This is a genomic window from Rhodococcus sp. NPDC055112, from assembly GCF_053607505.1.
Genome location: NZ_JBSGTR010000038.1, coordinates 1 through 25,268, shown reverse-complemented (window position 1 = coordinate 25,268; position 25,268 = coordinate 1). Strand labels below are relative to the sequence as shown.

Here is a 25,268-nt window from a genome sequence, read left to right as displayed (position 1 = left end):
CGGCAAGTACCGTGGAGCCGTGCGAAGGCTGAAGTTTCTGCTGCGTCCGGGCTGGTTGGCGCTGGCCGCCGTTGTCGCCGGGTTCGCCTTCATGTGCTTCACCGTGCTCGCCCCGTGGCAGCTCGGCAAGAACACCGACACCGAGCACCGCAACCGGCTGATCGAGGAATCGAGTAACGCCGAACCTGTGCCCGTCGAATCGATCCTGCCCGAGTCGGGACCGCTGGCCCGCGACGACGAGTGGCGCCAGGTGACCGTGACCGGCAGTTACCTGCCCGGCAGCGACGTCCTGATCCGGCTGCGCACGATCGAGGATTCGCCCGCCTACGAGGTGATCACGCCGATGCGGCTGACCGACGGCCGGATCGTCCTGGTCAACCGCGGGTACGCCCGCCCGGAGCAGGGCGCCGTGCCGCCGTCGTTCGCACCCGCGCCCACCGACCAGGTGACGGTCACCGCGCGGGCCAGGGTCTCCGAGGGCACCGTCGCGGGCAAGGACCCGATCAGGGAGAAGGGCTACGAGCAGGTCTACTTCATCGACGCGGGCCAGATCGGTTCGGTGCTCGGCCTCGAGCCCGTCGACGCCTACTTCCAGCTCGCCCCCGACCAGCCGGGCGGCCTGAACCCGATCCCGCTGCCGCAGCTCGATGCGGGCCCGTACCTGTCGTACGGGCTGCAGTGGCTGGCGTTCGGGATCATGGCCCCGCTCGGGCTGATCTATTTCGCGCGCGCCGAGATCCGGGAACGCCGCCGAGCCCGTGCGACGGTGACCGCCGACGCCCCGGCGCCTGCCACCGAACCGGTCGACGCGACCGACGACATCACACTGCCGCGGCGCCGGTTCGGCCGCTCACCGCAGCCCGAGCCCGCGGTGATGACCGCGACGGAGGCGAAGCTCGCCGATCGCTACGGCAAGCGCCGCTGATCCGAGCGCGGCACCGATCTGCACCGCGGACGAGAGCCGCACCACCCTCCGCAGGTCCGCGGTCGCGGGCGACGGACCGTCGCCGAGCGTGGGCCGCTCCTCGACGCCGTGCGGATACTCGGTGCGGCCGCCGAGCCGCACCCCGAGCGCGCCCGCCATCGACGCCTCGGCGACACCGGCGTTCGGGCTGGGGTGCGCCGCCGCGTCCCGACGCCACGCCGCCGCCGCGGCGGCAGGTGACCCGCCGACGACCGGCGCGGTGAGCACCGCCAGCAGGCCGGTCACGCGGGCGGGTGCGAGATTGACCAGGTCGTCGAGCCGGGCCGCCGCCCAGCCGAAGCACAAGTACCGCTCCGAGCGGTAGCCGATCATCGCGTCGAGGGTGTTGATGGCCCGATAGCCGAGCGCACCAGGGGCGCCCGCGACGGCCGCCCAGAACAGCGGCCCGACGGTGGCGTCGGAGGTGTTCTCGGCGACCGATTCGACCGTGGCCCTGGTCAGACCCTCGGCGTCGAGGGAGTCCGGATCGCGCCCGCACAGCGACGGGATGAGCGCTCGGGCCGCGGCGAGGTCGCCGCCCTCGACGCGCGCGGCCATGTCGGAGCCGACTCGGACCAGGGAGGTGCCGCCGAGCGCGGTCCAGGTCGCGGCGGCGGTGATCGCGGTCTCCCCCGCCCAGCCCAGCCCGCGCCCGCATCGCACGGCGACCAGGGTCACGCCCGTGACCGCGCCGACCAGGACCGCGGTGTGCACGGCGCCCGCCGCGCGGTGATCGGAGTACGTGCGCCTTTCGAGGAGACCCGCGGCCTGACCGAACCCGGCCACCGGATGCCATCGCACCGGGTCGGCCAAGGCCCGATCCGCCGCGTATCCGAGCAGGATCCCGGCCGCCCTCGCCGTCGCGCGGCCGCTGTAGTTCACGCCGGTATTTCTATCAACCCGGCCCCGGGCGGCCGATCCGGGTCGGACTCGGGGTCGCGTCATACCCGGGGATGACGCGGGGCCCCGCGGAATCCGGCGGCGGTCCGATGACGCGGGTACCCCGCATCCGCGACGGTGGAACCATGACGATCCCGACCCAGCCACCCGTCCTGTCCGTACACGCCCTCGGCAAGTCCTTCGGGCAGACCCCCGTGCTCCGTGACGTCAGCCTGGAGATCCAGGCCGGCACCGCGACCGCGATCATGGGGCCGTCGGGGTCGGGCAAGTCGACGCTGTTGCACTGCATGTCGGGGATCGTCAAGCCGGACTCGGGCGCGGTGTTGCTGGCCGGTCAGCACATCCAGAACCTCGGCGAGAACGACCGCAGCCGACTCCGGCGCGAGGCCTTCGGTTTCGTCTTCCAATCCGGGCAGCTGCTCCCGGAACTGCCCGCGATCGAGAACGTCGCGCTGCCGCTGATCCTCAACGGCGCCTCCATCCGCGACGCCAAGGCCACCGCGAACACCTTCTTCGCGCCGCTCGGGCTGGACGGTCTGCAGGACCGTCGGCCTGGCCAGATGTCCGGCGGGCAGTCGCAGCGGGTGGCGATCGCCCGGGCGCTGGCGACCAAACCGTCGGTGCTGTTCGCGGACGAGCCGACCGGCGCGCTGGACGCGCAGACCAGCTGGGAGGTGATGCGCCTGCTGCGGGAGTCGGCACAGCAGATCGGGTCGGCCCTCGTGGTGGTCACCCATGACCTCGAGGTGGCCCGCTGGTGCGACCGCACGCTGGTGATGCAGGCCGGTTCCCTCGTCGCGCAGCAGGCGGCGGCATGAGCGCCACCGCCCGCGTCGCCCTGCTGACGGTGCGGGGCGAGGGCCGAAAGGCGATCAGCACATACGCCCTTCCGGTCACCGCCTTCGCCGCCTCCACCACGCTGCTGCTCACGGTCCTCGGCGGGTACGGCGCCTTCGACGGCCGCACCGGCGAGCCGGAGGCACAGATGTATCTCGCCCTCGCGGGCGTGGCCTCGGTCCTCATGGTGGTGCCCGCCGTGACACTCGGCCTCGCCGCGGCACGACTCGGTGCGCGGCGTCGCGACGAGCGGCTCGCAGCGCTGCGGCTGATCGGCGCAACGCCGCGCCAGATCGTCGCCCTGTGCTCGGCCGAATCGGGCGCGCAAGGCCTGGTGGGCGCGCTGGTCGGCGCGGTCGGCTACCTCGCCGCGATGCCGCTGGTCGCGCAGCTGCGGTTCCAGGGCCGCACCTTCGAGGTCGCCGAGATCTGGGTCGGCGCCCTGCCCTTGCTCGGGGTCGTGCTCGGGATGACGGCGCTGGCCGCCCTCACCTCGATGCTCGGCATGCGGCAGGTTTTCGTCAGCCCGCTCGGCGTCGCACAGGGCAATCCCCGGCCGGCACCCAAGGCACTCATCGCGGCGCTCGCCGCCGCGGCGCTGATCGGCTGGACAGCCGTAGGCGGTGGCGCGCCCGGCATCGCCGCGATCCTGGTCGGGCTCGCGGTCTGCTTCGGCGTCGTCGCCCTGATCGGCCCGTTCGTGATCTCTGTGCTCGGCCACATCATGCTCGCCCGCTCGAGGGACGCCGCCTCACTGATCGCCGCGCGGCGGGTGCTCGACAATCCGAAATCCGTGTGGCGCACCGTCAGCGGCGTCACGATGGCCGCCTTCGTCGCGGCGGGCACCTCGCTGCTCGCCGCGATCGGCAACGGCGAGGGCCAGGAGCTCCAGCCGGGTCAGGAGTTCATCTTCACGGACATGCGGACCGGCGTGCTGTTCACCCTCGGCGCGACCTTCGCGCTCGCCGCGATCTCCTCGGCACTCACCCAGGTGTCGACGATCCTGGACAACCGGCAGGTCTACCGAAGCCTCGCCCTGGCGGGCACCCCCGTCGAGGTGATGGACCGCGCTCGCATCCGGCAGGTCCGCACCCCGGTCGTGGTGATGGCGCTGGCGGGCGCGGGCGGCGCGCTGCTGTTCCTGTTCCCCCTCGCAGGCGCCGTCGTCCTCACCACGCCGATGGCGTTGGTGCAGCTCGGCGTCACGCTGGCGGCCGGCATCGCCCTGGTGCTTGCCAGCGCGCTCGTGGCTCGGCCGGTGATGCGCAGGGTGCTCGCCGATTAGGCTCGGACCGATGAACGCCCCTGCACCCCGGAGGAAGTGGATTCTCCTCGTGGGTGCGGGGGCCGTCCTCGCGGTAGGGGTGGCCCTGGCAGCGGACCGGTGGACCGCCCCCGAGCCCGTAGCGCCCGTCGACCCGCGGGCGATGACGGTCGAGTACGTGTACGACGGCGATACCGTGCGGGCGCGCGACGGCGAGGGAGAGCTGACGGTCCGGGTGCTCGGCATCGACACCCCCGAGACGGTGAAACCGGGATACACCGTCGGATGCTGGGGACCGGAGTCCACCGCCTACGCCCGCGCCGCGCTCGACGGTGTCGCGGTGCAGGTCACGATCGATCCCCGTGCGGACGCCGTCGACGACTACGGCCGCACCCTCGCCCACCTGACACTGCCCGACGGTTCCGACTACGGGACCACCGCTGTCCGGGCCGGGATGGCCAAGGCGTATGCCTACGGCCGCAGCACCGGTCGACTGACCGACGACATCACGCGGGCCGAGAGCGAGGCACGGGCCGCGGGCGCCGGACTGTGGGGGCCGCCCTGCGAAGGGATCACGGATTCGGTCCCGCTGGAAGGCAATTGACCCGTCAGCCGCTGCGACGGATCCGGGCGAGGGCGCCCGCGGCGATCACGAGCCACAGCAGTCCCAGCGCGATGGTCCAACCGACGCTCTCCAGCCGGGCCGCCGCAAGCCCGAGGCCGAAGGCCAGCACCGCAAGCCCGACCAGCGTCAGCACCGCTCCCGTCTTCATCGGTCAAGCCTACGTCTGAACGGCCACGGGCCGGGGGAATGTCGATGCCGCCCGCCCCGTCTGATACTCATTGCGGGCACACATCCCAAAAGGAGTATCACCACCCATGACGAACCCCGGCGGACCCCCTCCCGGCTGGTACCCCGATCCCGAGCCGAGCGGAGCCGCGGAATTCCAGCGTTACTGGAACGGCGACGAGTGGACCCTGACGACGCGTCCCGTGCCGCCGGATTCGACCGCCACCACCCTCATCCCCGTCATCCCGGCAGACCCGATTCCCGAGCGGGAGCCGGAGCCGGAGCAGAAGAAGAAGTCGAAGACCGTCCCGCTCCTCGCGGCCGGTGCGGTCGCGGTGGCGGTGCTCGCCGTCACCGCAGGCGTCATGGGCTCGGCGACGAGCGCACCCGCCTCCTCCCCGACCGTCTCGAGGACCCTGCCCACGACGACGGCGCGGCCGTCCACGCCCGCGACCACGCAGGCCCGCTCTTCCGCGGTGCCCGCACCGGTGAAGCCGGCGCCGCTGGTCGAGGTGCCGAAGCCGACTACCTACGCCGCGCCTGACCCCGTCACCACCCGTCCGACCGTCGCAGCACCCGCGCCCGCGTACGTTCCGGATACTTCGGAACGTAGGCCCGCTCCGACGCCGGTGATCACGAAGCCGCAGCCGCTCGTCGAGGCGCCCACTCCGTCGGGCAAGTTCTCATCGTGCGATGACGCGATCGCCGCGGGAGCGGCGCCGATGTACAAGGGAGACCCCGGCTACAGCCCCAAACTGGACCGGGACAAGGACGGCATCGCCTGCGACAAGTAGCGCTCGATCCGTGGGGCGGCGTGAGTGCGCGCCGCCCCACGCCTCGCCCCTCTTCGGGGCACGCGAATCGCGAAGCCGCGCGCGGGAATCCGCGATCAGGCGGGCAGGTCCCGCACCCGCCGCGCCGGATTCCCCGCGTACAGCCCGTTCGGCTCGCAGTCCTTGGTCACCACCGCCCCCGCTCCGATCATGCAGCCGGGCCCGATGGTGACCCCAGGCAGGATGGTCGCCCGCGCACCGATCCAGCAGCCGTCTCCGACGACGATCGGTAGGTCGTAGACACGACCCCCGCGCCCGTCGGCGGGGCCCATCTCGTGGGTGCTGGTGATGAACGCGACCTGGTGCCCCACCGCGACCTGCCTGCCCAGCGTGATCGGCGCGGTGCCGTCGAAGAACACGCCCCGGTTCACGAAGGTGCCCACGCCCATCCGGATGCCCTTGCCGCCGAAGTGGCACCCAGCGTAGATCCCGGCTCCCCACACCTTGGCGCCACCGGCGAGCAGCAGCAGGATGCGCAGCCACACGGGGACGAGCCGCCAGGACTGGATGATGTTGATCAGACGCACACCGTGACCCTAGTCCGCGCGATCCGGCCGACCCCGGCGCGCGGCACGCGGTCGTCGACGCGGCATTTCGAACGGCGGATACAGAATTTGGGAGTGTCCGGGGCACAGAAGTGGGTTCAACCCGACCACGTGGTGGCAGGATTCACGAGTCAGATCCGTCGGGAATGGAGATGCGTTGTGGCCGCAATGAAAGTGAAGACCGCGAGGAAGAGACTGAAGAAGTTGATCCGGAGGGCAAACGATGAGTCCGCCGCGATCGAGATCGGCGGCAAGCACGGCAGCGCTGTCCTGATCTCACGGTCCCATTACGAGGCCCTCCGAGAAACCTCGTACCTGCTGCGGTCACCTGATCTGCTCGAGAGCCTGCGTCGGGCGGGCGCCCGGGAGAGGCTCCTCGACGACCTCTACGGAACGCCCGCGGAACGCAACGATCAGATCGCCTGACCGACCGGACCGCCAATCTGTGTGACCTGAGCCACAACTCGCCTTGGGTAACCTTTAGGTGTGTTCACGAGATTCGCGCGGTCCGCCGCTGAAGGAGATGTCGACGGCGCGCAGCGCACGGCGCTCGGGGTACCGGCAGACCGGAGCATCGTCGTGCACGGGCCGACCGTCACGGGCGGGCAGTAACGGGGGCGCGCGCTCGCGCTTCCACGGCACCATGAGAAAACGACTCGGCGACGACCAAAACCGCCCTATTCCCCGGACCGAGCCTCGGTACTCTGCCGCGACGTCGCGGCGGCCGTGGCCTGCACTGCCGCCGGACACCCCGAGGCCCACCGGCCTTGCGCCGTACGGGCCGCCTCCCCCGGCGCGACGAAGGTTCCGGCAGGCGACGCAGGAAGCTCCGGCCTGGCCGCCGCCACTGCCGCCAAACCCGGGGCCCATACCTCCGGTCCCGCCCACCCCGGAGTTCCCCGACACCGCAGCACCCAGGTCACGGAGGCCCGCCTGGCGGCGGTGGACGAGGTGGATGGTGATCGGATTCGTGGTGTGGCTCGTGGTGACGCCCGCGATCTACCGCGTATGGACGCCGCCCCGCACGATGTTCATGCTCACGGACAGCGCGGACGGCAACACGGTCTTCCAGGAAGTCTCACTCGACTACATCAGCAGGCACTACATCGCGGCCGTGCTCGCCCACGAGGACGCCGAACTCGGCACGCGCAAGGGACCGTTCCACGTCGGCGAGTTCATCGACCGGACACAGACCTATCTCGAGACCGGTGAGGACCTCTCCGGCTCGACCATCCCCCAGCAACTGGTGAAGAACATCTTTCTCGTCCGAGGCGAGTCGGCAGGAGCCAGGGTCTTCCGCAAGGGCGTGGAGGCCGGGCTGTCCTGGCCCTTCAGCCTCGTGGGCGACAAGCGGCAGCTCGAGCTGTACCTGAACTACGCCCAGTTCGGGCCGAACCTGTACGGCGTCTGCGCCGCCAGCTGGTACTACTTCAACCGTCCGCCGTGGGACAGCAACCCCTGGAACGCAGCAACTCTGGCCGGTCTTCTTCCGCTCGGCGAAGACGTCCGGCGTGCTCCGGGTGGAGGCGTCGACATCGAGAGCGACGGGACATGGCTGGTGGCCAGCACCGTCGCCAATGCCCAGAACAAGTTGCCGGGGCGGATTCGGCAGATGGGCGGCTGGGAGGGAGCGGTCGCGACGGTGGGCATCACCGATGCAGCCAGCGATCACCCACTCGGCCGGCACAGCTGCGCGGTCATGCCCCAGGGTGTGGCCGATCGGCTCGCGGCCGAGGGCGCCTGGTGGAGTTCGCAATACGGCGGCTAGCCGCACTGCCAGACACGTCAGCCGTGGACGGTGACCGTCACGTTGCCGACCTTGTGGCCCCGGTCCACATATCGGTGCGCATCGACGATCCGATTCATCGGGAAGTTGCGGTCGACGACGATGCGCAGTCCGTCGGACTCGATCAGGTCCTTCACGAAGGCGAGTGCCGCCTTCTTCTCGACGGACATCCCGGGCCGAACGGTTCGCCCGCCGCGCAGCGCAGTCCATGCGCCGAGTGGCCAGTTGATCAGGCCGGTGGTGGGTAGGTAACAGCCGTGCTGCGTGAGCGCCCGTCGGCATCGTGGGAACGAGCTCGCGGTGATGGTGTCGAAGATGACGTCGTAGGTGTCGTGGTGGGAGCTGAAGTCCTCCCTGAGATAGTCGATGACGTGGTCGGCGCCCAGGCTGGTGACCAGGTCGGCGTTGCGGGCGCTGCAGACCGCGGTGACTTCGGCGCCGAAGTGTTTGGCCAGTTGCACCGCGTAGGTTCCGATGCTGCCGGAGGCGCCGTTGACCAATACGTGCTGGCCGCTACGGACGTGCGCCCTGTCGCGCAGGAAGTACAGGGCGGTCGACGGCCCGTCGACTGCGGCGGCCGCCTGCTCGAAGCCGATGCCTGCTGGCTGCTGTTCGAGCGCCCCGGTTTCCGGCAGGCAGACGTATTCGGCACAGGCGCCGAGATGGAAGCCGGTGAATCCGAAGACCTTGTCACCCGGCGCGAACCGCCACACGCCCGCGCTCGTCGCTTCGATCACGCCGGCGAATTCGAGCCCAAGAGTCCTCCGATTCTCCCGCGGTCGCCTGACGCCGAGGACGAGGCGTCCCCAGCGGGGGCTCCCCCTGCGCATGAGAGTCTCGGCCCTGGTCACCGTCGTCGCATGCACTCGCACAAGCACCTCGCCCTGCCGCGGTGTCGGCCGGTCGACCTCACAGATGCCGAGGACTTCCGGCGGTCCGAATTCGGCGTACCTGACTGCTTTCACCGGTAGGTCCTCCTCCCCCGAAAGCTCGGCCGAGACCGAGCCGCGGCGCTGGATACCATCTTCGTCCAAGGCGACACGCTCGGATGCCGACTGTCCACCTGAATTCCGCAGCGTGCGGCCGCCGGCCACACGCGTCGACGGCGCAGGCGAATTGCCGACTTTCACGACCGGAACATCGTGAAGCCTCTAGCGTGTCCTGGTTCACTCCAAAAACCCACGAGGAGAACCACAGTGCGGAAAACCGCAGGAATCATCGGCGCCACCATCGCCGCAGTCGGCCTCACCATCGGCACCGCAGGCGTCGCCAGCGCGCTCCCGGTGAGCATTCCCGGCACCACCAGCCACCCCTATGTGGCGGGCGTCGACGTGGAGCCGGGGTGGTACTACTCCCGCATGACGGACAACACGCGCTTCACCTGCGATTTTGTCATGACCCCTGATGGCGACAATCCACCGAGCCACAATACTGACTTCACGTACCAGATCGTCGAACTGAAGACCGGCGACCGGCTCGACTCCGTCGGCTGCACCACCTGGCACCGGCAGGGGAGCCCCCTCGGATCGGCAGGGTCGACGGACTTCGGCTTCCTCACCGTGCTCGGCGTGGACGACCTGATCTTCGGCCACCTCCCGTTGGGTTCCTGACCCACCGGCCCGGTTCCCACGTGCGGCCGAGCAAGAAGCCCCCCACCTCGTCGAGGTGGGGGGCTTCTTCGGTGTCCGACAGCGAGATTGACGACTCACCTGCCGCAACTGCGGTGGGCGCGGAGGGTTTCGAACCCCCGACCGCTGGTGTGTAAAACCAGAGCTCTACCACTGAGCTACACGCCCGGAATCCGACGGTTTCCCGCCGAATTGCACTCAGGAATCTAGCGCGGCGAGCGCGTTCTCCCAAGCTGCCTGGTCACGGGCCTCTCCGGGGCCGTTCATCTCGGCGAACCGAATGTAGCCCTCCTTGTCCACGACGAAGGTTCCGCGGTTCGCGAACCCGGCCTTGTCGTTGAACACGTCGTAGGCCTGGGCCACCGCGCCGTGCGGCCAGAAGTCCGACAGCAACGGGAAGGTGTACCCCTGCTCCGCCGCCCAGATCTTGTGCGTGGGCGGCGGACCGACGGAGACCGCGAGCACCGCGGCGTCGTCGTTCTCGAACTTCGGCAGCCCGTCTCTGACCTTGCAGAGCTCACCCTGGCAGGTACCGGTGAAGGCGAGCGGATAGAACACGATCAGGACGTTCTTCTTGCCCCGGTAGTCCGAGAGCGAGACTTCCTGGTTGTTCTGGTCCTTGAGGGTGAAATCGGGAGCGATCGCACCGACGTCGAGAGGCATGGGGGTTCCTTCTGGAGTAGTGCGATCAGCGCTTGGCCGGGCGGGCCTTCGGCTGCACCAGCCGACTGCCACTCCACAGGCCGAGGTTCGCCGCCGAGGTCTGGGTCAGACCCGCCGTCGGTGCCGATTCGGCGATCTCGCTGGGCTCGACATGGCCAGGCTGTCCGGTCTTGGGGCTGAGCACCCACACGAAACCCTCGTCGGCCAGTGGGCCGATCGCGTCCATGAGTGCGTCGACCAGGTCTCCGTCGCCGTCCCGCCACCACAGCAGGACCACGTCGATCACCTCATCTGAATCCTCGTCGAGGAGCTCCCCACCGATGGTCTCCTCCACGGATGCGCGCAGCGCATCGTCGGTGTCCTCGTCCCAACCCAGTTCCTGAACAACCATGTCATTGGTGATGCCGAGTTTCTGGGCATAGTTCTGGGCGTCCGCCGCGGCGACCACGGTGGTGTCCTCCTTTTGTTGTCGGGGCTGAGACCTCCAGCACCCGGTCCGAGTGGATCAGTAGTGAAAGCGAACAGGTTGAACGGCTCTCGCGCAAGCCGACGCCACCGAAAAACCGAACAAAGATTTTGTGACGTACCCGATTGTGACTCGCCGTCGCCCCTCGCCGGGCGATACGGCAGGATTGAGCCAGATCACCATCACGCGTAAAGCGGACTGCCGTCACACAGGCGATTCGCATGGATTGGGCGCCGCACCGAGCGTCCTCCCCGATGAAGGAGAGTCATACGTTGTCCGAGCCCACCCAGGACCAATTCTCGCCAGCGCAGCAGCCCGCACCCAGCGGCGACGGCCGCGTCCGCGTGATTCGTGAGGGGGTGGCCTCATATCTCCCCGACATCGATCCCGACGAGACCACCGAGTGGTTGGACAGCTTCGATGGCCTGCTGCAGAACTCGGGACCGGCTCGCGCCCGCTATCTGATGCTGCGACTGCTCGAGCGTGCGGGCGAGAACCGGGTGTCCATCCCCGCGCTGACCTCCACCGATTACGTGAACACCATTCCGACCGAGAACGAGCCGTGGTTCCCCGGCGACGAGGAGGTCGAGCGCCGCTACCGCGCCTGGATCCGCTGGAACGCCGCGGTCATGGTGCACCGCGCGCAGCGCCCCGGCGTCGGCGTCGGCGGCCACATCTCCACCTACGCATCCTCCGCCGCCCTGTACGAGGTCGGGTTCAACCACTTCTTCCGCGGCAAGGACCACCCCGGCGGCGGCGACCAGATCTTCATCCAGGGTCACGCCTCCCCCGGCATCTACGCCCGCGCCTTCCTCGAGGGCCGGATCCCGGCCGAGCAGATGGACGGCTTCCGCCAGGAGCACAGCCACGCGGACGCGGGCGGCGGGCTGCCGTCGTACCCGCACCCGCGACTGCTGCCCGACTTCTGGGAGTTCCCGACGGTCTCGATGGGCCTCGGCCCGATGAACGCCATCTACCAGGCCCGGTTCAACCACTACCTGCACGATCGCGGCATCAAGGACACCGCCGACCAGCACGTCTGGGCGTTCCTCGGCGACGGCGAGATGGACGAGCCGGAGTCTCGTGGCCTGGCCCACGTGGCCGCCACCGAGGGCCTCGACAACCTCACGTTCGTCGTCAACTGCAACCTGCAGCGCCTCGACGGCCCTGTCCGCGGCAACGGCAAGATCATCCAGGAGCTGGAGTCGTTCTTCCGCGGCGCCGGCTGGAACGTCATCAAGGTCGTCTGGGGCCGCGAGTGGGACGCGCTGCTGCACGCCGACAAGGACGGCGCGCTGGTCAACCTGATGAACACCACGCCGGACGGCGACTACCAGACCTACAAGGCCAACGACGGCGGATACGTTCGCGAGCACTTCTTCGGCCGCGACCCCCGCACCAAGGAACTGGTCAAGGACCTGTCCGACCAGGAGATCTGGAACCTCAAGCGCGGCGGGCACGACTACCGCAAGATCCACGCGGCGTATGCGGCCGCGCTGGCACACAAGGGCCAGCCGACGGTCATCCTGGCGCACACCATCAAGGGCTACACCCTCGGCAAGCACTTCGAGGGCCGCAACGCGACCCACCAGATGAAGAAGCTGACCCTCGACGACCTCAAGGCGTTCCGCGACCTGCAGCGCATCCCGATCTCCGACGCCGAACTGGAGAAGGACCCGTACCTGCCGCCGTACTACCACCCCGGCGCGGACGCCCCCGAGATCCAGTACATGCTCGACCGGCGCAAGCAGCTGGGCGGGTTCCTGCCCTCGCGCCGCACCGACGTCGCGCCGCTGGCGCTGCCCGAGGACAAGACCTACGACTCGCTGCGGAAGGGCTCCGGCAAGCAGGAGATCGCCACCACCATGGCGCTGGTGCGGGTCCTCAAGGAGCTGCTCCGCGACAAGGAGATCGGCAAGCGGATCGTGCCGATCATCCCCGACGAGGCCCGCACGTTCGGCATGGACTCGTGGTTCCCGTCGCTGAAGATCTACAACCGCAACGGCCAGCTGTACACCTCGGTCGACGCCGACCTGATGCTCGCCTACAAGGAGAGCTCGATCGGCCAGATCCTGCACGAGGGCATCAACGAGGCAGGCTCCACCGCCTCGTTCACCGCGGTCGGCACCTCCTACGCCACCCACGGCGAGCCGATGATCCCGCTGTACATCTTCTACTCGATGTTCGGCTTCCAGCGGACCGGTGACGGACTCTGGGCTGCCGCCGACCAGATGGCCCGAGGCTTCGTGCTCGGCGCCACGGCCGGCCGGACCACGCTGACGGGCGAGGGCCTCCAGCACGCCGATGGGCACTCGCTGCTGCTGGCGTCGACGAACCCGGCCGCGGTGACCTACGACCCCGCGTTCTCGTACGAGATCGCGCACATCGTCAAGGACGGCCTGCGCCGGATGTACGGCGGCACGCCCGGCGAGGACGGGTTCGGCGGCGAGAACGTCTTCTACTACCTGACCATCTACAACGAGCCGTACGTGCAGCCAGCCGAGCCGGAGGCCCTCGACGTCGAGGGCCTGCTCAAGGGCATCTACCTGTACAGCAAGGGCGAGGTGCCGGAGGGCGCAGGAGGTCGCTCCGCAGGCCCCGCTCCGCGGGCGCAGATCCTGGTCTCCGGGGTGGCGATGCCGGAGGGCCTGCGCGCCCAGCAGTTGCTGGCCGAGGACTGGGGCGTCGCGGCGGACGTGTGGTCGGTGACGTCGTGGGGCGAGCTGCGCCGCGACGGCGTCGAGTGCGAGCGGCAGGCGCTGCGGAACCCGCAGGCCACCGCCGCGGTGCCGTACGTGTCCACCGCGCTGGCAGGCGCCGAGGGCCCGTTCGTGGCGGCCTCGGACTGGATGCGCGCGGTCCCGGACCAGATCCGGCAGTGGGTGCCCGGCGCGTACACCACGCTCGGCACCGACGGGTTCGGCTTCTCCGACACCCGGACCGCGGCCAGGCGCTACTTCAACGTCGACGCCGAGTCGATCGTGGTCGCGGTGCTGGCCGGCCTCGCCAAGGAGGGCAAGCTCGAGCACAACACCCCCGCGGCGGCGGCCCGGCAGTACCGGATCGACGACGTCCTGGCGGCGCCGAAGTCGCTGAAGGATCCCGGCAGCGCCTGACGACTAACTGTGCACGAGTGTTTATAGACACCTGACAAATCAGGCGCCCGGGCGCGCGGAAATCGCGCCCCCGGGCGCCTGAGGTCACGGTGGGCGTAAGTTTCGAGACTATGGGCGAGCAGAAACCCCCGGTGGACGGCTCCACCGACGACGGGACACAGGCGGCGGCCGTGCCGGTTTTCGGCAGGCAGCGTCAGCCTCGCGACCCCCTGCCCGACGCGCTGCTGCGCCGGGTCAAGCAATTCTCCGGCAGGCTCTCCACCGAGGCGATCACCTCGATGCAGGACCAGCTCCCGTTCGTCGGCGACCTCGACGCCGATCAGCGGGCGAGCGTGCAGCTGCTCGTGCAGACGGCGGTGGTCAACTTCCTCGAGTGGCTCAAGGACCCCGAGGGCGACATCCGGTTCAGCATGGAGGCCTTCCAGGTCATCCCCCAGGACCTGGCCCGCAGGCTGACCCTGCGCCAGACCGTCGACATGGTGCGGGTGGCGATGGAGTTCTTCGAGCAGTGGCTGCCCGCACTGGCCAGGAACGAGCAACAGCTCATCGCCCTGACCGAGGCGGTGCTGCGCTACGGCCGCGAGCTCGGGTTCGCCGCCGCCTCCGTCTATGCGAGCGCCGCCGAGTCCCGCGGCGCGTGGGACACCCGCCTGGAGGCCCTCGTCGTCGACGCGGTGGTCCGCGGCGACACCGGCTCCGACATGCTGTCCCGCGCAGCGACACTCAACTGGGACGCGACAGCACCCGCGACCGTTTTCGTCGGCACCCCACCCCCCGACCAGGGCGTGTCGGTGGTCAGCACCGTGCACTCGATCGCGCAGAAGCACGGTCGGGCCGCGCTCGCCGTCGTGCAGGGCTCCCGGCTGGTGATGGTCGTCAGCGGCGACATACAGGACCCGTACGGCGATCAGTTCACGACGGACCTGCTCACCAACTTCTCCGACGGTCCCGTGGTGATCGGGCCGACCACCCGCACCCTCAGCGCCGCCCACTTCAGCGCGGTGGAGGCCCTCGCGGGCATGGAGGCGGTGGCCGGCTGGCGGGGCGCCCCGCGGCCGGTCCACGCGGGTGAACTGCTGCCCGAACGGGCCCTGCTCGGCGACCGGGCTGCCCTCGATTCGCTCATCGATCTGCTCGTGCGACCGCTGGCCGCCGCCGGCTCCGCGCTGACCGACACCCTCGAGACCTATCTCGACTGCGGCGCCGCCGTGGAGACCTGTGCCCGCAAGCTGTTCGTGCACCCCAACACTGTCCGGTATCGACTTAAAAGGATCAGCGAGATCACCGGCCGCGACCCCATGAACCCTCGCGACGCGTACGTGCTCAGGGTCGCGTCAACGGTGGGTCGTTTGGCTCAAGCCAGTCACGAAACAACACATCCAGTCACACCAATCACATTCTTCACAAACCGTGCGATCGACTTGTAACGTTCCGCCGCCCACTTCCGATGCGAGTTCCCCACGTGCGATTTTGTGGAAACCCTACAAAACACTTGTCCAAGGTTGATGGTCAAAAACATCACCCGCATGCCGCTGGACAGTGTTCCCTTACATTGTGATTTCGTTGCTTGCCCCGGGTCAGGGCTCCCAAACCCCCGGCATGCTCAGCCCTTGGCTGGAGCTGCCGGGCACTGCAGACCGCATTTCCATCTGGTCGAAGGCCTCCGGCCTCGACCTCGAACGCCTGGGCACCACCGCCACGGCCGACGAGATCACCGACACCTCGGTCACCCAACCGCTCGTGGTCGCCGCCGCGCTGCTCGCCTTCGAGGAGCTCGAGCGCCGCGGACTCGTCCCCACGGATCTGATCGCCGCGGGCCACTCGGTCGGTGAGCTGGCCGCGGCCGCCATCGCAGGAGTGATCTCCTCGGACGACGCCGTTGCGCTCGCCGCGCTCCGCGGCTCCGAGATGGCCAAGGCCTGCGCGCTCGAGCCGACCGGCATGTCCGCGGTCCTCGGCGGCGACGAAGAGGTCGTCCTTGCCCGCCTGGCCGAGCTCGGCCTCGAGCCGGCGAACCGGAATGCGGCCGGCCAGATCGTGGCTGCCGGCCTGCTCAGCGCCCTGGAGGAGCTCGCCGCCGCGCCGCCGGAGAAGGCCCGTGTCCGGGCCCTGCCGGTGGCAGGCGCGTTCCACACCGCGTTCATGGCGCCTGCCCAGGAAGCCGTCACCGAGGCTGCCTCCCGAATCAGCCCCTCGGATCCGACGCGCACGCTACTGTCCAATGCCGACGGTCAGCCGGTCACCTCCGGCGCCGACGCGCTGGCCAAGCTGGCCGCCCAGGTGACCAGGCCCGTGCGCTGGGACCTGTGCACCGCATCGCTGCGCGCGGCGCAGGTCACGGCGATCGCCGAGCTCCCCCCGGCAGGCACCCTGGTGGGTATCGCCAAGCGGGAGATGAAGGGGACCCCCACGCTGGCGCTCAAGACGCCGGACGACATCCCGGCACTGTCCGAGCTCACCGGGCTCGGATGAGGCCCGCCGCGATCCTGCGGCCCTAGGCCCCTCGCAGCAGGACCACACACCACATTGGCCGGTCTGCCGACCGGCCAAGGCCAGACCCAAGTAACACCAAACAAGAAGGGAGCCACGAAGTGGCCACCACCCAGGAAGACATCATTGCCGGACTCGCGGAGATCATCGAGGAGGTCACCGGCATCGAGCCGTCCGAGGTGACCATCGAGAAGTCCTTCGTCGACGACCTCGACATCGACTCGCTGTCCATGGTGGAGATCGCCGTGCAGACCGAGGACAAGTACGGCGTGAAGATCCCCGACGAGGATCTCGCCAGCCTGCGCACCGTCGGCGACGCCGTCAGCTACATCCAGAAGCTCGAGGCCGAGGGCGGCGACGCCGCTGACGCCGTCAAGGCGAAGCTCGACTCCGCGAACGAGGAGTGAGCTCGCCCGTGACTTCCACCAGGAACTTCCCCAACATCGTCGTCACCAGCCTCGCGGCCTCGACGTCGATCGCTGGTGACGTGGATGCCACGTGGAAGGGCCTGCTCGCAGGCGAGAGCGGGATCGACGTCCTCGAAGATCCGTTCATCGCGGAGTACGACCTTCCCGTCCGCATCGGCGGGCACCTGAAGGTGAACCCCGACGATGCGCTCTCCCGCGTCGAGATCCGGCGGATGAGCTTCGTGGAGCGTCTCGCTCTCGTGCTCGGACGCCAGGTGTGGCAGAACGCGGGCAGCCCCGAGGTGGACAAGGACCGGCTCGCCGTGGTCCTCGGTACCGGACTCGGGGGCGGCGAGGCACTGATCGACGCCGTCGACAAGATCAAGACCCAGGGATACCGCAAGGTGTCGCCGTTCTCAGTGCAGATGGTGATGCCGAACGGTCCCGCCGCGGTCGTCGGGCTCGAGCTCGGCGCCCGCGCAGGCGTGATCACTCCCGTCTCGGCGTGCTCGTCGGGCTCGGAAGCGATCGCGCACGCATACCGGATGCTCATCATGGGTGACGCCGACATCGTCGTCACCGGTGGAGTCGAGGGCCAGATCGATCCCGTGCCGATCGCGAGCTTCGCGATGATGCGGGCGTTGAGCTCACGCAACGACGATCCGAAGGCCGCCTCGCGCCCCTTCGACAAGGATCGCGACGGCTTCGTCTTCGGCGAGGCCGGGGCACTGATGGTCCTCGAGACCGAGGAGCACGCCAAGGCGCGCGGGGCCACCATCCACGCACGCCTGATGGGCGCGGGCATCACCTCGGACGGCTACCACATCGTGGCGCCGCACCCCGAGGGCACGGGCGCGGCCCGTGCGATGGCACGGGCGATCCAGACCGCAGGTCTGGCGAAGTCCGACATCACCCACGTGAACGCGCACGCCACGGCGACGCCGATCGGGGACACGGCCGAGGCACTGGCCATCAAGTCCGCGGTCGGTGGCCACGCTGCGGTGTACGCACCGAAGTCGGCTCTCGGGCACTCCATCGGCGCCGTCGGTGCGCTCGAAGCCGTGCTCACGGTCCTGGCTGTGCGTGACGGAGTCATTCCGCCCACGCTCAATCTCGAGAACCAGGATCCAGAGATCGATCTCGATGTCGTGAAGGGCGAGCCCCGTTACGGCCAGATCGATTTCGCGCTCAACAATTCATTTGGATTCGGTGGGCACAATGTCGCGCTCGCCTTCGGCCGAGCCTGACCGGTCGGACTAGCTCGATGGTGGGGGCCTCGCACCCCGGGGCCCCCACCCCGACTACCGCCCGCAGGCGGCCAGTACAAGGAGGACAAGCGATGACCATCTTGGCCCCGATCACCCGATCCGATGCCCAGCTCGATCCCCGCGACCCGATGGCGCGACTCGAGAACCTCTTCGACGCCGGGACCACCGTCCCGCTGCACGATCGTGACAAGTCCGGTGTGCTCGCCGCTGCCGGCGAGATCGACGGAGTTCGCACGATCGCCTACTGCTCCGACGCGACCGTCATGGGCGGCGCGATGGGCGTCGAGGGCTGCAAGCACATCGTGAACGCGATCAACACCGCGATCGAGGAGAAGTCCCCGATCGTCGGCATCTGGCATTCCGGCGGTGCGCGACTCGCGGAGGGCGTGGAGGCCCTGCACGCGGTCGGCCTCGTGTTCGAGGCGATGGTGCGCGCGTCCGGCCTCGTCCCCCAGATCTCCGTCGTCCTCGGCTTCGCCGCGGGAGGCGCCGCCTACGGCCCCGCCCTGACCGACATCGTGATCATGGCGCCCGAGGGGCGGGTCTTCGTGACCGGCCCCGACGTGGTCCGTTCGGTCACCGGCGAGCAGGTCGACATGGAATCCCTCGGCGGCCCGGACACCCACACCAAGAAGTCGGGCGTCGCGCACATCGCGGCCACCGACGAGCTGGATGCACTCAATCGAGCGCGCCGCCTGGTGTCGATGTTCTGCGACCAGGGCACCTTCGATCAGGCCGCCGCCGAACACGGCGACACCGACCTGCGCGCGCTGATGCCGGAGTCGGCCAAGCGCGCCTACGACGTGCGGCCGATCGTGCACGAGCTGCTCGACAACGTCGAGGGCGAGTCGACCCTCGAGGAGCTGCAGGGCAACTACGCCCGCAGCATCGTCACCGGCCTCGGTCGCCTCGGCGGTCGCACCGTCGGCGTGATCGCCAACAACCCGCTGCGCCTCGGCGGCTGCCTCAACTCGGAGAGCGCCGAGAAGGCCGCGCGCTTCGTCCGGCTCTGCAACGCGTTCGGCATCCCGCTGGTCGTGATCGTCGACGTCCCGGGCTACCTGCCCGGGGTGAGCATGGAGTGGGAGGGCGTCGTCCGCCGTGGCGCCAAGCTGCTGCACGCATTCGCCGAAGCCACCGTCCCCCGGGTCACCGTCGTCACCAGGAAGATCTACGGTGGCGCCTACATCGCGATGAACTCGCGGGCCCTCGGAGCCACCGCCGTCTACGCCTGGCCGGACGCCGAGGTCGCCGTGATGGGCGCCAAGGCAGCCGTCGGCATCCTGCACAAGCGGGCCCTCGCCGCCGCCCCGGAGGAGGAGCGCGAGGCACTGCACGATCGCCTCGCCGCCGAGCACGAGGCCATCGCGGGCGGCGTCGGCCGCGCCATGTCGATCGGCGTCGTCGACGAGCTGATCGACCCCGCCAAGACCCGCAGCCGGGTCACCGCTGCACTGGCGGCCGCCCCTGCCGGGCGCGGGCAGCACAAGAACATCCCGCTCTGATCCGGCGACGCCGCACCAGAGACGAGAAGGACCCCGACCTGAGGTCGGGGGCCCTTCTCGCTGAACGGGTGGCTCAGAGCACGTGAACCGCGGTGGCCTGCGGGCCCTTCGGACCCTCGGTCACCTCGAACTCGACCTGCTGGTTCTCCTCCAGGCTCCGGAAACCGGAACCCTGGATCTCGGAGAAGTGCACGAAGAGATCCGGTCCGTCGGTGCGCGAGATGAAGCCGAAGCCCTTCTCCGCGTTGAACCACTTGACTGTTCCCTGACTCATATTTGCTCCTTACAGGGCTGGGATGCGGGACCCACACCGTGTGGTGACCCGGGCCGGTTCGAGACTCGGCGTCTCCAGATTCCTGAAGGCAAACAGAGCGCACGCAACTTGAGTTCCTGCGAGCGTGCGGAAAACACAAACACACAAAACCACGACCGCCTGGTTCAACGCCGTCTGCGGCGGATCCATTCCCTACGGGGCCGTTCCCGGTCGAGGGGGTCGTTCTCGCCGGCCGCTCTCGACCCCTGCCCCGAGAACCTCCCCCTCGACTGCTCACACTGGCGCCCCGCCCACCCGCAGCTTCGCGCGCACCCGCTCCAGCACCACGTCGGGCCGATCACGCAGCAGCTCTGCACTCACCCGAATCACCGCCCACCCCAGCGCCTCGAGGCCCGCGGCCCGGTCGATGTCGCGTGCACGTTGCCGTTCATCCAGCCAGTGGTGGTCCCCGTCGTACTCGACCAGGACCCGCCAGCGCTCCCACCCGAGGTCCGATCTCGCGATGACACGCCCCGACTCGTCGCGGACCCGGATCTGTGTCTCAGGGCGTGGCAGCCCGTCGCGCACGATCAACAGCCGGGTGCGGGTCTCGGGCGGGTATTCCGCCCCGCCGTCGACCTGTTCGAGCACCCGTCTCAGCTGGACCACGCCGCGCGCGCCGGGGTGCCGCTCCACGATCGCCAACGCCTCGGCGGGGTCGAGTCCAGTCGCATGGCACAGTGCGTCGAGGACCTCGACTGCGCGATCGAACCCGAGTGCACGTCCGAGGTCGAACGCCGTTCGCGCCGGGGTGGTGACGGCGACGCCGTCGATCCGACAGGTCTCACCGTCGAGCAGTCGCGCCTTCCTGACGACAATTCCCTTCGGCGCGCGCACGTGACCGATACGGATCAACTCGGCGGGCTCGCTCGCATCAATCCACCTGCTGCCGTGCAGGGCCGCGGCAGAGAACCCGGCGAGCACACCGGCTTCCCCCGACCACAGCTGTGCGGCGCGCGCACGGGCCACTGCGGTCGGCGGAGTGCCCTTGTGCACGTAGACGTCTCGGTGCAGCCGCACGAAATCCCGCCTGAGCTGATGCGCCGTGACGGTGCCCAGGTGCACCGCCAGGGTTCCTCGGAACGGCATCGGGTTCACCCCTCGACAATCCCCGAACCGATCCCCCGTCGGGCAGGGAATGTGCGTTCTGTGGATGACCGAACCGCTCGTCCACAGGCGGCCGAGGGGGTGGTTCCCGCGCCGAAGGGGTGGTTCTCGGCGGCCGCACTCGACCCCTGCCCCGAGAACCTCCCCTCGCCGGTTCCCGTCAGCCGACAGCGACCAGCTCCCGGCTGTGCTTCGGACGCTCGACCTCATCGATGAGCGCGACGGCGAGGTCGGCGTAGGAGAAGGCTGGGGATCCCTCCACGCCGGCCGGCACCGAAATACCACCGATCCGGTATCGCCCTGTGCGCTCCGCAACCTCGTCGAGGACGATCGGCGGCGGCGCCAGCATGAGCCAGTCGACGTCGGTCTCGGCGCCGCGGAGCATCTCCAGCCCGGCCGCGTGACCGAGCGAGAACTCCCGTGCCCCCGTGGGGAAGCCCGGTGCATCGAGCACACGGACGCCCGGCTCCGTCTCGAGCAGCGTGCCGATCCCGACGACCAGCATCCGATCCACGAGGGCCCGGCCGAGCCCGTCGAGCAGCGCCTCGGTGGCAGCGACGTAGAACTCCGCCGACGGCATATCCATCCGGGCGACCGCGCTGATCGCCGCGTCGTGGCCAGTCGCGAGCGCGGCAACGCTGTCAGCACTGGTGGCGTCCCCTGACACCAGGTCCGCGCCCTCGTCCGCGAGCTCCTGGTACCGCGCGACATCGCGGACCACCGCGGTGACCTGATGACCGCGCGCGACGGCCTCGGCCACCGCACGACGCCCGGCACGCCCGCCTGCTCCGAAGATGATGATCCTGCTCATGGGTGGCTCCGTTCGACGGGGCAGGCGCACGATCGCCTGCCGACGACGCGAAGGTAGCGAGCAGGGTGCCGGTTACCGCAACGATAGTTACGCTGACCAGGTGACGAATCCCCTGTCGCCCGACATGTTCGAGGGTTGTTCGACCGGCCCAACGCCAATTCGGATCGGCGACAAGTGGACCGCGCGGATCATCACCTGCCTGCGGGAGGGCCCGCGCCGGTTCTCGGAGCTCCAGGTACCGCTTCGCATGGTCACCCCGAAGGTGCTCACCGAGTCATTGCGGGCGATGGAGCGCGACGGCCTGCTCACCCGCACCGCCTACGCCGAGATCCCACCCCGGGTGCAGTACGAGCTCACCCCGCTCGGCCACTCGCTGTTCGAGCCCATGGCAGCGGCCTGCGAATGGTCCCGCGAACACCTGGACGAGCTGCTCAACGCCAGGAACCGGGTCCGGGACGCGACTTAGCCGACGTTCCTGCGCAGCCAGGTGACCTCGGCGCCCTCGCCGCCACTGCGGTACGGCTCGAGCGCCTCGTCCCAGGCCGTGCCGAGCGCCGTGTCGAGCTCGGAGGCCAGTTCCCCCGTGCTGCCGTGCGCCTGCATCAGCGCGCGCAACCGCATCTCGCCGAGGATCACGTCGCCGTTCGCGCTCATCGCGCCGCGCCACAGTCCCAGCCCGGGGACATGGCTGAACCGCTCGCCGTCGACGCCGTCGCTTGGGTCCTCGGTGATCTCGAACCGCAGCATCGGCCAGGACCGCATCGCGGTGACCAGTCGCGCGCCGGTGCCGACCGGCCCGACCCAGTTGCTGGTCGCGCGCAGCAGCCCGGCCCCGGCGGACTGCGAGGTCCACTTGAGGTTGGCTGGGCTCTCGAGAGTGGCGGTGAGTGCCCATTCGACGTGGGGACACACCGCGGCGGGCGACGAATGCACGTAGAGCACACCAGTCGTCGCATCGGCGAACTGATTCAACGCGCGCACAAGCACCTCCGGCTCAGACGAGGGACGTCTTCCCCAACGACCTCATATGTGCCTGCCGCGCGATTTGCGTCACCAGTGTGCCCTGTGCGCCCCCTGTTGCGCCAGTTATAGGAGAGATTGGTGTGATCAAGCACCCGCGAGCTCGGCCAGCACGGCCTCGCTCAGCGGCGGCCAGGCGGCCTTGGCCCAGTCGCCGAAGGCCCGGTCGGCCAGCGCGACGCACGCGATCGAGCGGTCCGGGTCGACCCACAGGAAGGTCCCGGACTGACCGAAGTGGCCAAAGGTCGACGGCGAGTTCGTCGCGCCGGTCCAGTGCGGCGCCTTGCCGGACTTGATCTCGAAGCCGAGCCCCCAGTCGTTGGGCCGCTGAACGCCGTAGCCGGGCAGCAGACCGTCCAGGCCGGGAAACTGGACCCTCGTGGCCTCCCGCGCCGTCTCCGCCGAGATCAGGGTCGGGCTCAGCAGCTCCCCGGCGAATCTCGAAAGGTCGGCCGCGTTGGACCTGGCGCCGTGCCCGGCCGGACCGTCGAGGGTCGACGCCGCCATGCCGAGCGGGGCGAACACCGCCTCGCTCAGGTAATCCGGGAACGCGATGTCGGTCTCGGCCGCGATGAGGTCGGCCAGCACCTCGAATCCGGCGCTGGAGTAGATCCGCTTGGTCCCGGGCGCGCTCTGCACGGTCGGCTCGCCGAACGCCAGCCCGGAAGTGTGTGCGAGCAGGTGCCGCACGGTGGCGCCGGGCGGCCCCGCGGGCTGGTCGAGCTCGATCGCGCCCTCCTCGACGGCCACCAGCGCGGCGTACGTCACGAGCGGCTTGGTGACCGAGGCCAGCGCGAACACCCGGTCCTGGTCCCCGGCCGCGCCGATCCGGCCGTCCGGACCGATCACCGCCACCGCGGCGTGGTCGACGGGCCAGTGTTCGATCGCATCGAGGCTGTGCACCCGTGCAGCCTACGAGACCGCGCTCAGCCCTCCGCCAGCCTGGCCAGCCCAGCCGCCACAGCCGGATCCGCACCCGAGACGGATTGGAGTGCGGACAGGAACGTCCCGGCGAGCACCTGCTCGAGCACCGCCCGTTCGACGTCCTCGCTCGCGAGCCAGCGCAGGCACGCGGCCTTCTCGAACGCCAGGCAGCCCTCGATCACCATGACCGCGATCTCGCTCGGCGATTCGATGCCGAGTGCATCGAGGATCAGCTCGAACGAGGCCGCGTCCACCCGGCGCCCGAGTTCGGCGAGGCCCGAACTCCCGCCCGCCCGCATCAAGGCCTGCCACCCGACGCTGTGCAGCTGCACGTGATCGAGGTAGGCCCCGAGCCCGGCCATCAGCCTGCCGAGCAGGGGTCCCTCCCCCGTGGCCGCGGTCAGGTCCGCGATCATCTTGTCCGCCGCGGACTCCATCGCCGCGAAGACCAGCGCGTCCTTACCGCCGAAGTAGTGGTACAGCAGCCCGACGGACACCCCGGCCTCGGCCGAGATCTCTTGCACGGAAAGCCGTTCCGGCTCCCGGGTGGCCAGCGCACGCAGGGTCGCCTCGATCAGCTCGGCACGACGCTGCTCGGTCGTCAGCCGGGTGCGTTGCTCGGGCATCGGCGGCCTCCCCTCGGTCGCGCCCACTCTAGGGGTTCGGAGGCTATTGAAATGACGTTCAACAGAGGCTACCGTCGAAGTCGCTATTGAATCCACTTTCAATACAGGAGTCCGACATGACGCAGAGCGGCACCAACCTGGAAACAGAACGCTGGATCGAGACCACCGCGGGCCCGGTACACCTGCGCGAGATCGGCGCCCCGACCGGCAGCCCGCTGCTGTTCGTGCACGGCGCGCTGGTCGACAGTCACCTCTGGGACGGCGTCGCCGCCCGGGCCGCCGCGCTCGGCTACCGATGCCTGCTGCCGACGCTTCCCCTCGGCTCGCACACCCGGCCGATGAACCCCGGCGCCGCACTGGATCCGCCAGCACTGGCCGACCTCGCCGCCGAGATGGTCGGGCGGCTCGGGCTCCGGCGGGTCACGGTGGTGGGCAACGACACCGGCGGCGGCCTGAGCCAGATCCTGACCGCCCGGCATCCGGACCTGGTGCGGACGCTGGTCCTCACCGCATGCGATGCCTACGAGCAGTTTCCGCCCCGGTCCCTGCGCGCCTTCTTCGCGCTCGGCAGGGCGCCAGGCGTCCTCGCCCTCGGTGGGCAGCTCATGCGACTGCGGGCGGCACGGCGGTTCGCGATCCCGCGCCCCCTCAGCCATCGCGGGCCCGGCGACGAGGTGGTCGCCGGCTGGACCCGGCCGTTGCGGGACCGGAGGCTGCGCCGAGACACCGTCAAGTTCTTCGCGGGGATCGACGCCTCGCACACCCTGGCCGCCGCCCAGCAGCTGCGCACCTTCACGGGCGGCGCGTTGCTCATCTGGGGCGCCGACGACCGCGTCTTCGAGCTGGACCTCGGGCGCAGGCTGGCGGCCGACATCCCCGGCGCTCGACTCGAGGTCCTCGACGACTGCGGCGCTTTCGTGCCGCTCGACGCGCCGGACCGGGTCGCCGGCCTCATCGACGAGTGGCTGACCGAATAGACAGCGGCGCCGGGCTGCTCGACTGAGC

The 25,268-nt window shown here is 69.6% G+C and carries 29 protein-coding genes and 1 tRNA gene; 17 read left to right on the top strand and 13 right to left on the bottom strand.

Features of this window, described 5'->3' with window-relative positions; translation table 11 throughout:
• Window positions 1-19: 19 nt before the first annotated feature.
• On the top strand, window positions 20-925 hold the full coding sequence (locus ACWFRB_RS17005; protein ID WP_452642287.1) for an SURF1 family cytochrome oxidase biogenesis protein: 906 nt from the start codon (window positions 20-22) through the stop codon (window positions 923-925).
• Here the strand turns inward: ACWFRB_RS17005 and ACWFRB_RS17000 are convergent.
• A complete protein-coding gene (locus tag ACWFRB_RS17000; RefSeq protein ID WP_452642286.1) occupies window positions 851-1,846 on the bottom strand; it encodes a cobalamin biosynthesis protein in 996 nt (331 codons plus the stop codon). The genes ACWFRB_RS17005 and ACWFRB_RS17000 overlap by 75 nt on opposite strands.
• 143 nt (window positions 1,847-1,989) lie before the next feature.
• Between ACWFRB_RS17000 and ACWFRB_RS16995 the strand changes: the two genes are divergently transcribed.
• From ACWFRB_RS16995 to ACWFRB_RS16985, 3 genes are read left to right on the top strand one after another with little or no spacing between them, the layout of a single operon-like run.
• Window positions 1,990-2,682 carry an ABC transporter ATP-binding protein gene (locus ACWFRB_RS16995; RefSeq protein ID WP_452642285.1) on the top strand — a complete coding sequence of 231 codons (693 nt, stop codon included), beginning with the start codon at window positions 1,990-1,992 and terminating at the stop codon, window positions 2,680-2,682.
• A complete protein-coding gene (locus ACWFRB_RS16990) occupies window positions 2,679-3,986 on the top strand; it encodes an FtsX-like permease family protein (protein WP_452642284.1) in 1,308 nt (435 codons plus the stop codon). The genes ACWFRB_RS16995 and ACWFRB_RS16990 overlap by 4 nt, the downstream gene beginning before the upstream one ends.
• A gap of 10 nt (window positions 3,987-3,996) precedes the next feature.
• A complete protein-coding gene (locus tag ACWFRB_RS16985; protein ID WP_452642283.1) occupies window positions 3,997-4,569 on the top strand; it encodes a thermonuclease family protein in 573 nt (190 codons plus the stop codon).
• 4 nt (window positions 4,570-4,573) lie between these two features.
• Here ACWFRB_RS16985 and ACWFRB_RS16980 read toward each other — a convergent pair whose 3' ends face one another.
• A complete protein-coding gene (locus tag ACWFRB_RS16980) occupies window positions 4,574-4,738 on the bottom strand; it encodes a hypothetical protein (RefSeq protein ID WP_189636474.1) in 165 nt (54 codons plus the stop codon).
• A 106-nt stretch (window positions 4,739-4,844) separates the two neighbouring features.
• Between ACWFRB_RS16980 and ACWFRB_RS16975 the strand changes: the two genes are divergently transcribed.
• The gene (locus ACWFRB_RS16975) at window positions 4,845-5,549 is read left to right on the top strand and encodes an excalibur calcium-binding domain-containing protein (protein WP_452642282.1); all 705 of its coding nucleotides are present in this window, start codon (window positions 4,845-4,847) and stop codon (window positions 5,547-5,549) included.
• Window positions 5,550-5,644: 95 nt separating this feature from the next.
• Here ACWFRB_RS16975 and ACWFRB_RS16970 read toward each other — a convergent pair whose 3' ends face one another.
• Window positions 5,645-6,115, bottom strand: a complete 471-nt coding sequence (locus tag ACWFRB_RS16970; protein ID WP_452642281.1) for an acyltransferase — start codon at window positions 6,113-6,115, stop codon at window positions 5,645-5,647.
• Between the two features lie 93 nt (window positions 6,116-6,208).
• On the opposite strand from ACWFRB_RS16970, the gene ACWFRB_RS16965 reads away from it, so the two are divergent.
• From ACWFRB_RS16965 to ACWFRB_RS16955, 3 genes are all read left to right on the top strand, one after another.
• On the top strand, window positions 6,209-6,559 hold the full coding sequence (locus tag ACWFRB_RS16965) for a type II toxin-antitoxin system Phd/YefM family antitoxin (RefSeq protein WP_452642280.1): 351 nt from the start codon (window positions 6,209-6,211) through the stop codon (window positions 6,557-6,559).
• A 60-nt stretch (window positions 6,560-6,619) separates the two neighbouring features.
• On the top strand, window positions 6,620-6,745 hold the full coding sequence (locus ACWFRB_RS16960; RefSeq protein ID WP_452642279.1) for a hypothetical protein: 126 nt from the start codon (window positions 6,620-6,622) through the stop codon (window positions 6,743-6,745).
• Window positions 6,746-7,088: 343 nt separating this feature from the next.
• Entirely contained in the window at window positions 7,089-7,901 is an 813-nt protein-coding gene (locus ACWFRB_RS16955) for a transglycosylase domain-containing protein (RefSeq protein ID WP_452642278.1), read from the top strand.
• A gap of 17 nt (window positions 7,902-7,918) precedes the next feature.
• Here ACWFRB_RS16955 and ACWFRB_RS16950 read toward each other — a convergent pair whose 3' ends face one another.
• On the bottom strand, window positions 7,919-8,797 hold the full coding sequence (locus ACWFRB_RS16950; RefSeq protein ID WP_452642311.1) for an NAD(P)-dependent alcohol dehydrogenase: 879 nt from the start codon (window positions 8,795-8,797) through the stop codon (window positions 7,919-7,921).
• Between the two features lie 318 nt (window positions 8,798-9,115).
• Between ACWFRB_RS16950 and ACWFRB_RS16945 the strand changes: the two genes are divergently transcribed.
• On the top strand, window positions 9,116-9,529 hold the full coding sequence (locus tag ACWFRB_RS16945; protein ID WP_452642277.1) for a hypothetical protein: 414 nt from the start codon (window positions 9,116-9,118) through the stop codon (window positions 9,527-9,529).
• Window positions 9,530-9,643: 114 nt separating this feature from the next.
• Here the strand turns inward: ACWFRB_RS16945 and ACWFRB_RS16940 are convergent.
• The 3 genes from ACWFRB_RS16940 to ACWFRB_RS16930 form a co-directional block, all read right to left on the bottom strand.
• Window positions 9,644-9,715, bottom strand: a tRNA-Val gene (locus ACWFRB_RS16940).
• Between the two features lie 30 nt (window positions 9,716-9,745).
• The gene (locus ACWFRB_RS16935; protein WP_097212084.1) at window positions 9,746-10,210 is read right to left on the bottom strand and encodes a peroxiredoxin; all 465 of its coding nucleotides are present in this window, start codon (window positions 10,208-10,210) and stop codon (window positions 9,746-9,748) included.
• A gap of 25 nt (window positions 10,211-10,235) precedes the next feature.
• Window positions 10,236-10,658, bottom strand: coding sequence for a DUF3052 domain-containing protein (locus ACWFRB_RS16930; RefSeq protein ID WP_097212206.1), 423 nt, complete (start codon window positions 10,656-10,658; stop codon window positions 10,236-10,238).
• 272 nt (window positions 10,659-10,930) lie between these two features.
• On the opposite strand from ACWFRB_RS16930, the gene aceE reads away from it, so the two are divergent.
• The 6 genes from aceE to ACWFRB_RS16900 all read left to right on the top strand — a co-directional run bounded on the left by aceE (window position 10,931) and on the right by ACWFRB_RS16900 (window position 19,462).
• Window positions 10,931-13,792, top strand: coding sequence for a pyruvate dehydrogenase (acetyl-transferring), homodimeric type (aceE, locus tag ACWFRB_RS16925; RefSeq protein ID WP_452642276.1), 2,862 nt, complete (start codon window positions 10,931-10,933; stop codon window positions 13,790-13,792).
• Between the two features lie 110 nt (window positions 13,793-13,902).
• Window positions 13,903-15,219, top strand: coding sequence for a PucR family transcriptional regulator (locus ACWFRB_RS16920; protein ID WP_452642275.1), 1,317 nt, complete (start codon window positions 13,903-13,905; stop codon window positions 15,217-15,219).
• A 127-nt stretch (window positions 15,220-15,346) separates the two neighbouring features.
• Entirely contained in the window at window positions 15,347-16,264 is a 918-nt protein-coding gene (locus ACWFRB_RS16915; RefSeq protein ID WP_077041998.1) for an ACP S-malonyltransferase, read from the top strand.
• Window positions 16,265-16,383: 119 nt separating this feature from the next.
• Window positions 16,384-16,689: a meromycolate extension acyl carrier protein AcpM gene (gene acpM, locus ACWFRB_RS16910; protein ID WP_077041999.1), complete on the top strand. Its 306-nt coding sequence runs from the start codon at window positions 16,384-16,386 to the stop codon at window positions 16,687-16,689.
• Complete coding sequence (locus ACWFRB_RS16905; RefSeq protein WP_452642274.1) at window positions 16,686-17,936, top strand: KasA/KasB family beta-ketoacyl-ACP synthase; 1,251 nt, start codon at window positions 16,686-16,688, stop codon at window positions 17,934-17,936. Before acpM ends, ACWFRB_RS16905 begins: the two co-directional genes overlap by 4 nt.
• Before the next feature lie 92 nt (window positions 17,937-18,028).
• Window positions 18,029-19,462 (top strand): acyl-CoA carboxylase subunit beta, encoded by a 1,434-nt coding sequence (locus ACWFRB_RS16900; protein ID WP_452642273.1) that lies wholly within the window; start codon window positions 18,029-18,031, stop codon window positions 19,460-19,462.
• A gap of 73 nt (window positions 19,463-19,535) precedes the next feature.
• On the opposite strand, the gene ACWFRB_RS16895 is transcribed toward ACWFRB_RS16900, so the two are convergent.
• The 3 genes from ACWFRB_RS16895 to ACWFRB_RS16885 form a co-directional block, all read right to left on the bottom strand.
• Window positions 19,536-19,736, bottom strand: a complete 201-nt coding sequence (locus tag ACWFRB_RS16895) for a cold-shock protein (RefSeq protein ID WP_027500001.1) — start codon at window positions 19,734-19,736, stop codon at window positions 19,536-19,538.
• Window positions 19,737-20,009: 273 nt separating this feature from the next.
• The gene (locus tag ACWFRB_RS16890; protein WP_452642272.1) at window positions 20,010-20,864 is read right to left on the bottom strand and encodes a DUF559 domain-containing protein; all 855 of its coding nucleotides are present in this window, start codon (window positions 20,862-20,864) and stop codon (window positions 20,010-20,012) included.
• A gap of 178 nt (window positions 20,865-21,042) precedes the next feature.
• Window positions 21,043-21,693, bottom strand: a complete 651-nt coding sequence (locus ACWFRB_RS16885; protein ID WP_452642271.1) for an NAD(P)-dependent oxidoreductase — start codon at window positions 21,691-21,693, stop codon at window positions 21,043-21,045.
• A gap of 100 nt (window positions 21,694-21,793) precedes the next feature.
• On the opposite strand from ACWFRB_RS16885, the gene ACWFRB_RS16880 reads away from it, so the two are divergent.
• Entirely contained in the window at window positions 21,794-22,159 is a 366-nt protein-coding gene (locus ACWFRB_RS16880) for a winged helix-turn-helix transcriptional regulator (RefSeq protein ID WP_452642270.1), read from the top strand.
• Here ACWFRB_RS16880 and ACWFRB_RS16875 read toward each other — a convergent pair.
• The 3 genes from ACWFRB_RS16875 to ACWFRB_RS16865 all read right to left on the bottom strand — a co-directional run bounded on the left by ACWFRB_RS16875 (window position 22,156) and on the right by ACWFRB_RS16865 (window position 24,263).
• A complete protein-coding gene (locus ACWFRB_RS16875) occupies window positions 22,156-22,674 on the bottom strand; it encodes a DUF3145 domain-containing protein (protein ID WP_452642269.1) in 519 nt (172 codons plus the stop codon). The two genes, ACWFRB_RS16880 and ACWFRB_RS16875, sit on opposite strands and share 4 nt — an antisense overlap.
• 126 nt (window positions 22,675-22,800) lie before the next feature.
• The gene (locus tag ACWFRB_RS16870) at window positions 22,801-23,616 is read right to left on the bottom strand and encodes a serine hydrolase domain-containing protein (protein ID WP_452642268.1); all 816 of its coding nucleotides are present in this window, start codon (window positions 23,614-23,616) and stop codon (window positions 22,801-22,803) included.
• A gap of 23 nt (window positions 23,617-23,639) precedes the next feature.
• Entirely contained in the window at window positions 23,640-24,263 is a 624-nt protein-coding gene (locus ACWFRB_RS16865) for a TetR/AcrR family transcriptional regulator (protein WP_452642267.1), read from the bottom strand.
• 116 nt (window positions 24,264-24,379) lie between these two features.
• Here ACWFRB_RS16865 and ACWFRB_RS16860 point away from each other — a divergent pair, with 116 nt between their 5' ends.
• Window positions 24,380-25,240 (top strand): alpha/beta fold hydrolase, encoded by an 861-nt coding sequence (locus tag ACWFRB_RS16860; protein WP_452642266.1) that lies wholly within the window; start codon window positions 24,380-24,382, stop codon window positions 25,238-25,240.
• Window positions 25,241-25,268: the final 28 nt, after the last annotated feature.

Excerpts from the sequence above, each read along its gene's own strand:
- ACWFRB_RS16885 (WP_452642271.1), bottom strand. The coding sequence starts at position 21,693 with ATGAGCAGGATCATCATCTTCGGAGCAGGCGGGCGTGCCGGGCGTCGT.
- ACWFRB_RS16975 (WP_452642282.1), top strand. The coding sequence starts at position 4,845 with ATGACGAACCCCGGCGGACCCCCTCCCGGCTGGTACCCCGATCCCGAG.
- ACWFRB_RS16920 (WP_452642275.1), top strand. The coding sequence starts at position 13,903 with ATGGGCGAGCAGAAACCCCCGGTGGACGGCTCCACCGACGACGGGACA.
- ACWFRB_RS16955 (WP_452642278.1), top strand. The coding sequence starts at position 7,089 with ATGGTGATCGGATTCGTGGTGTGGCTCGTGGTGACGCCCGCGATCTAC.
- ACWFRB_RS16990 (WP_452642284.1), top strand. The coding sequence starts at position 2,679 with ATGAGCGCCACCGCCCGCGTCGCCCTGCTGACGGTGCGGGGCGAGGGC.
- ACWFRB_RS16860 (WP_452642266.1), top strand. The coding sequence starts at position 24,380 with ATGACGCAGAGCGGCACCAACCTGGAAACAGAACGCTGGATCGAGACC.
- ACWFRB_RS16890 (WP_452642272.1), bottom strand. The coding sequence starts at position 20,864 with ATGCCGTTCCGAGGAACCCTGGCGGTGCACCTGGGCACCGTCACGGCG.
- ACWFRB_RS16865 (WP_452642267.1), bottom strand. The coding sequence starts at position 24,263 with ATGCCCGAGCAACGCACCCGGCTGACGACCGAGCAGCGTCGTGCCGAG.
- ACWFRB_RS16935 (WP_097212084.1), bottom strand. The coding sequence starts at position 10,210 with ATGCCTCTCGACGTCGGTGCGATCGCTCCCGATTTCACCCTCAAGGAC.
- ACWFRB_RS16895 (WP_027500001.1), bottom strand. The coding sequence starts at position 19,736 with ATGAGTCAGGGAACAGTCAAGTGGTTCAACGCGGAGAAGGGCTTCGGC.
- ACWFRB_RS16985 (WP_452642283.1), top strand. The coding sequence starts at position 3,997 with ATGAACGCCCCTGCACCCCGGAGGAAGTGGATTCTCCTCGTGGGTGCG.
- aceE (WP_452642276.1), top strand. The coding sequence starts at position 10,931 with ATGAAGGAGAGTCATACGTTGTCCGAGCCCACCCAGGACCAATTCTCG.
- ACWFRB_RS16900 (WP_452642273.1), top strand. The coding sequence starts at position 18,029 with ATGACCATCTTGGCCCCGATCACCCGATCCGATGCCCAGCTCGATCCC.
- ACWFRB_RS16995 (WP_452642285.1), top strand. The coding sequence starts at position 1,990 with ATGACGATCCCGACCCAGCCACCCGTCCTGTCCGTACACGCCCTCGGC.
- ACWFRB_RS16980 (WP_189636474.1), bottom strand. The coding sequence starts at position 4,738 with ATGAAGACGGGAGCGGTGCTGACGCTGGTCGGGCTTGCGGTGCTGGCC.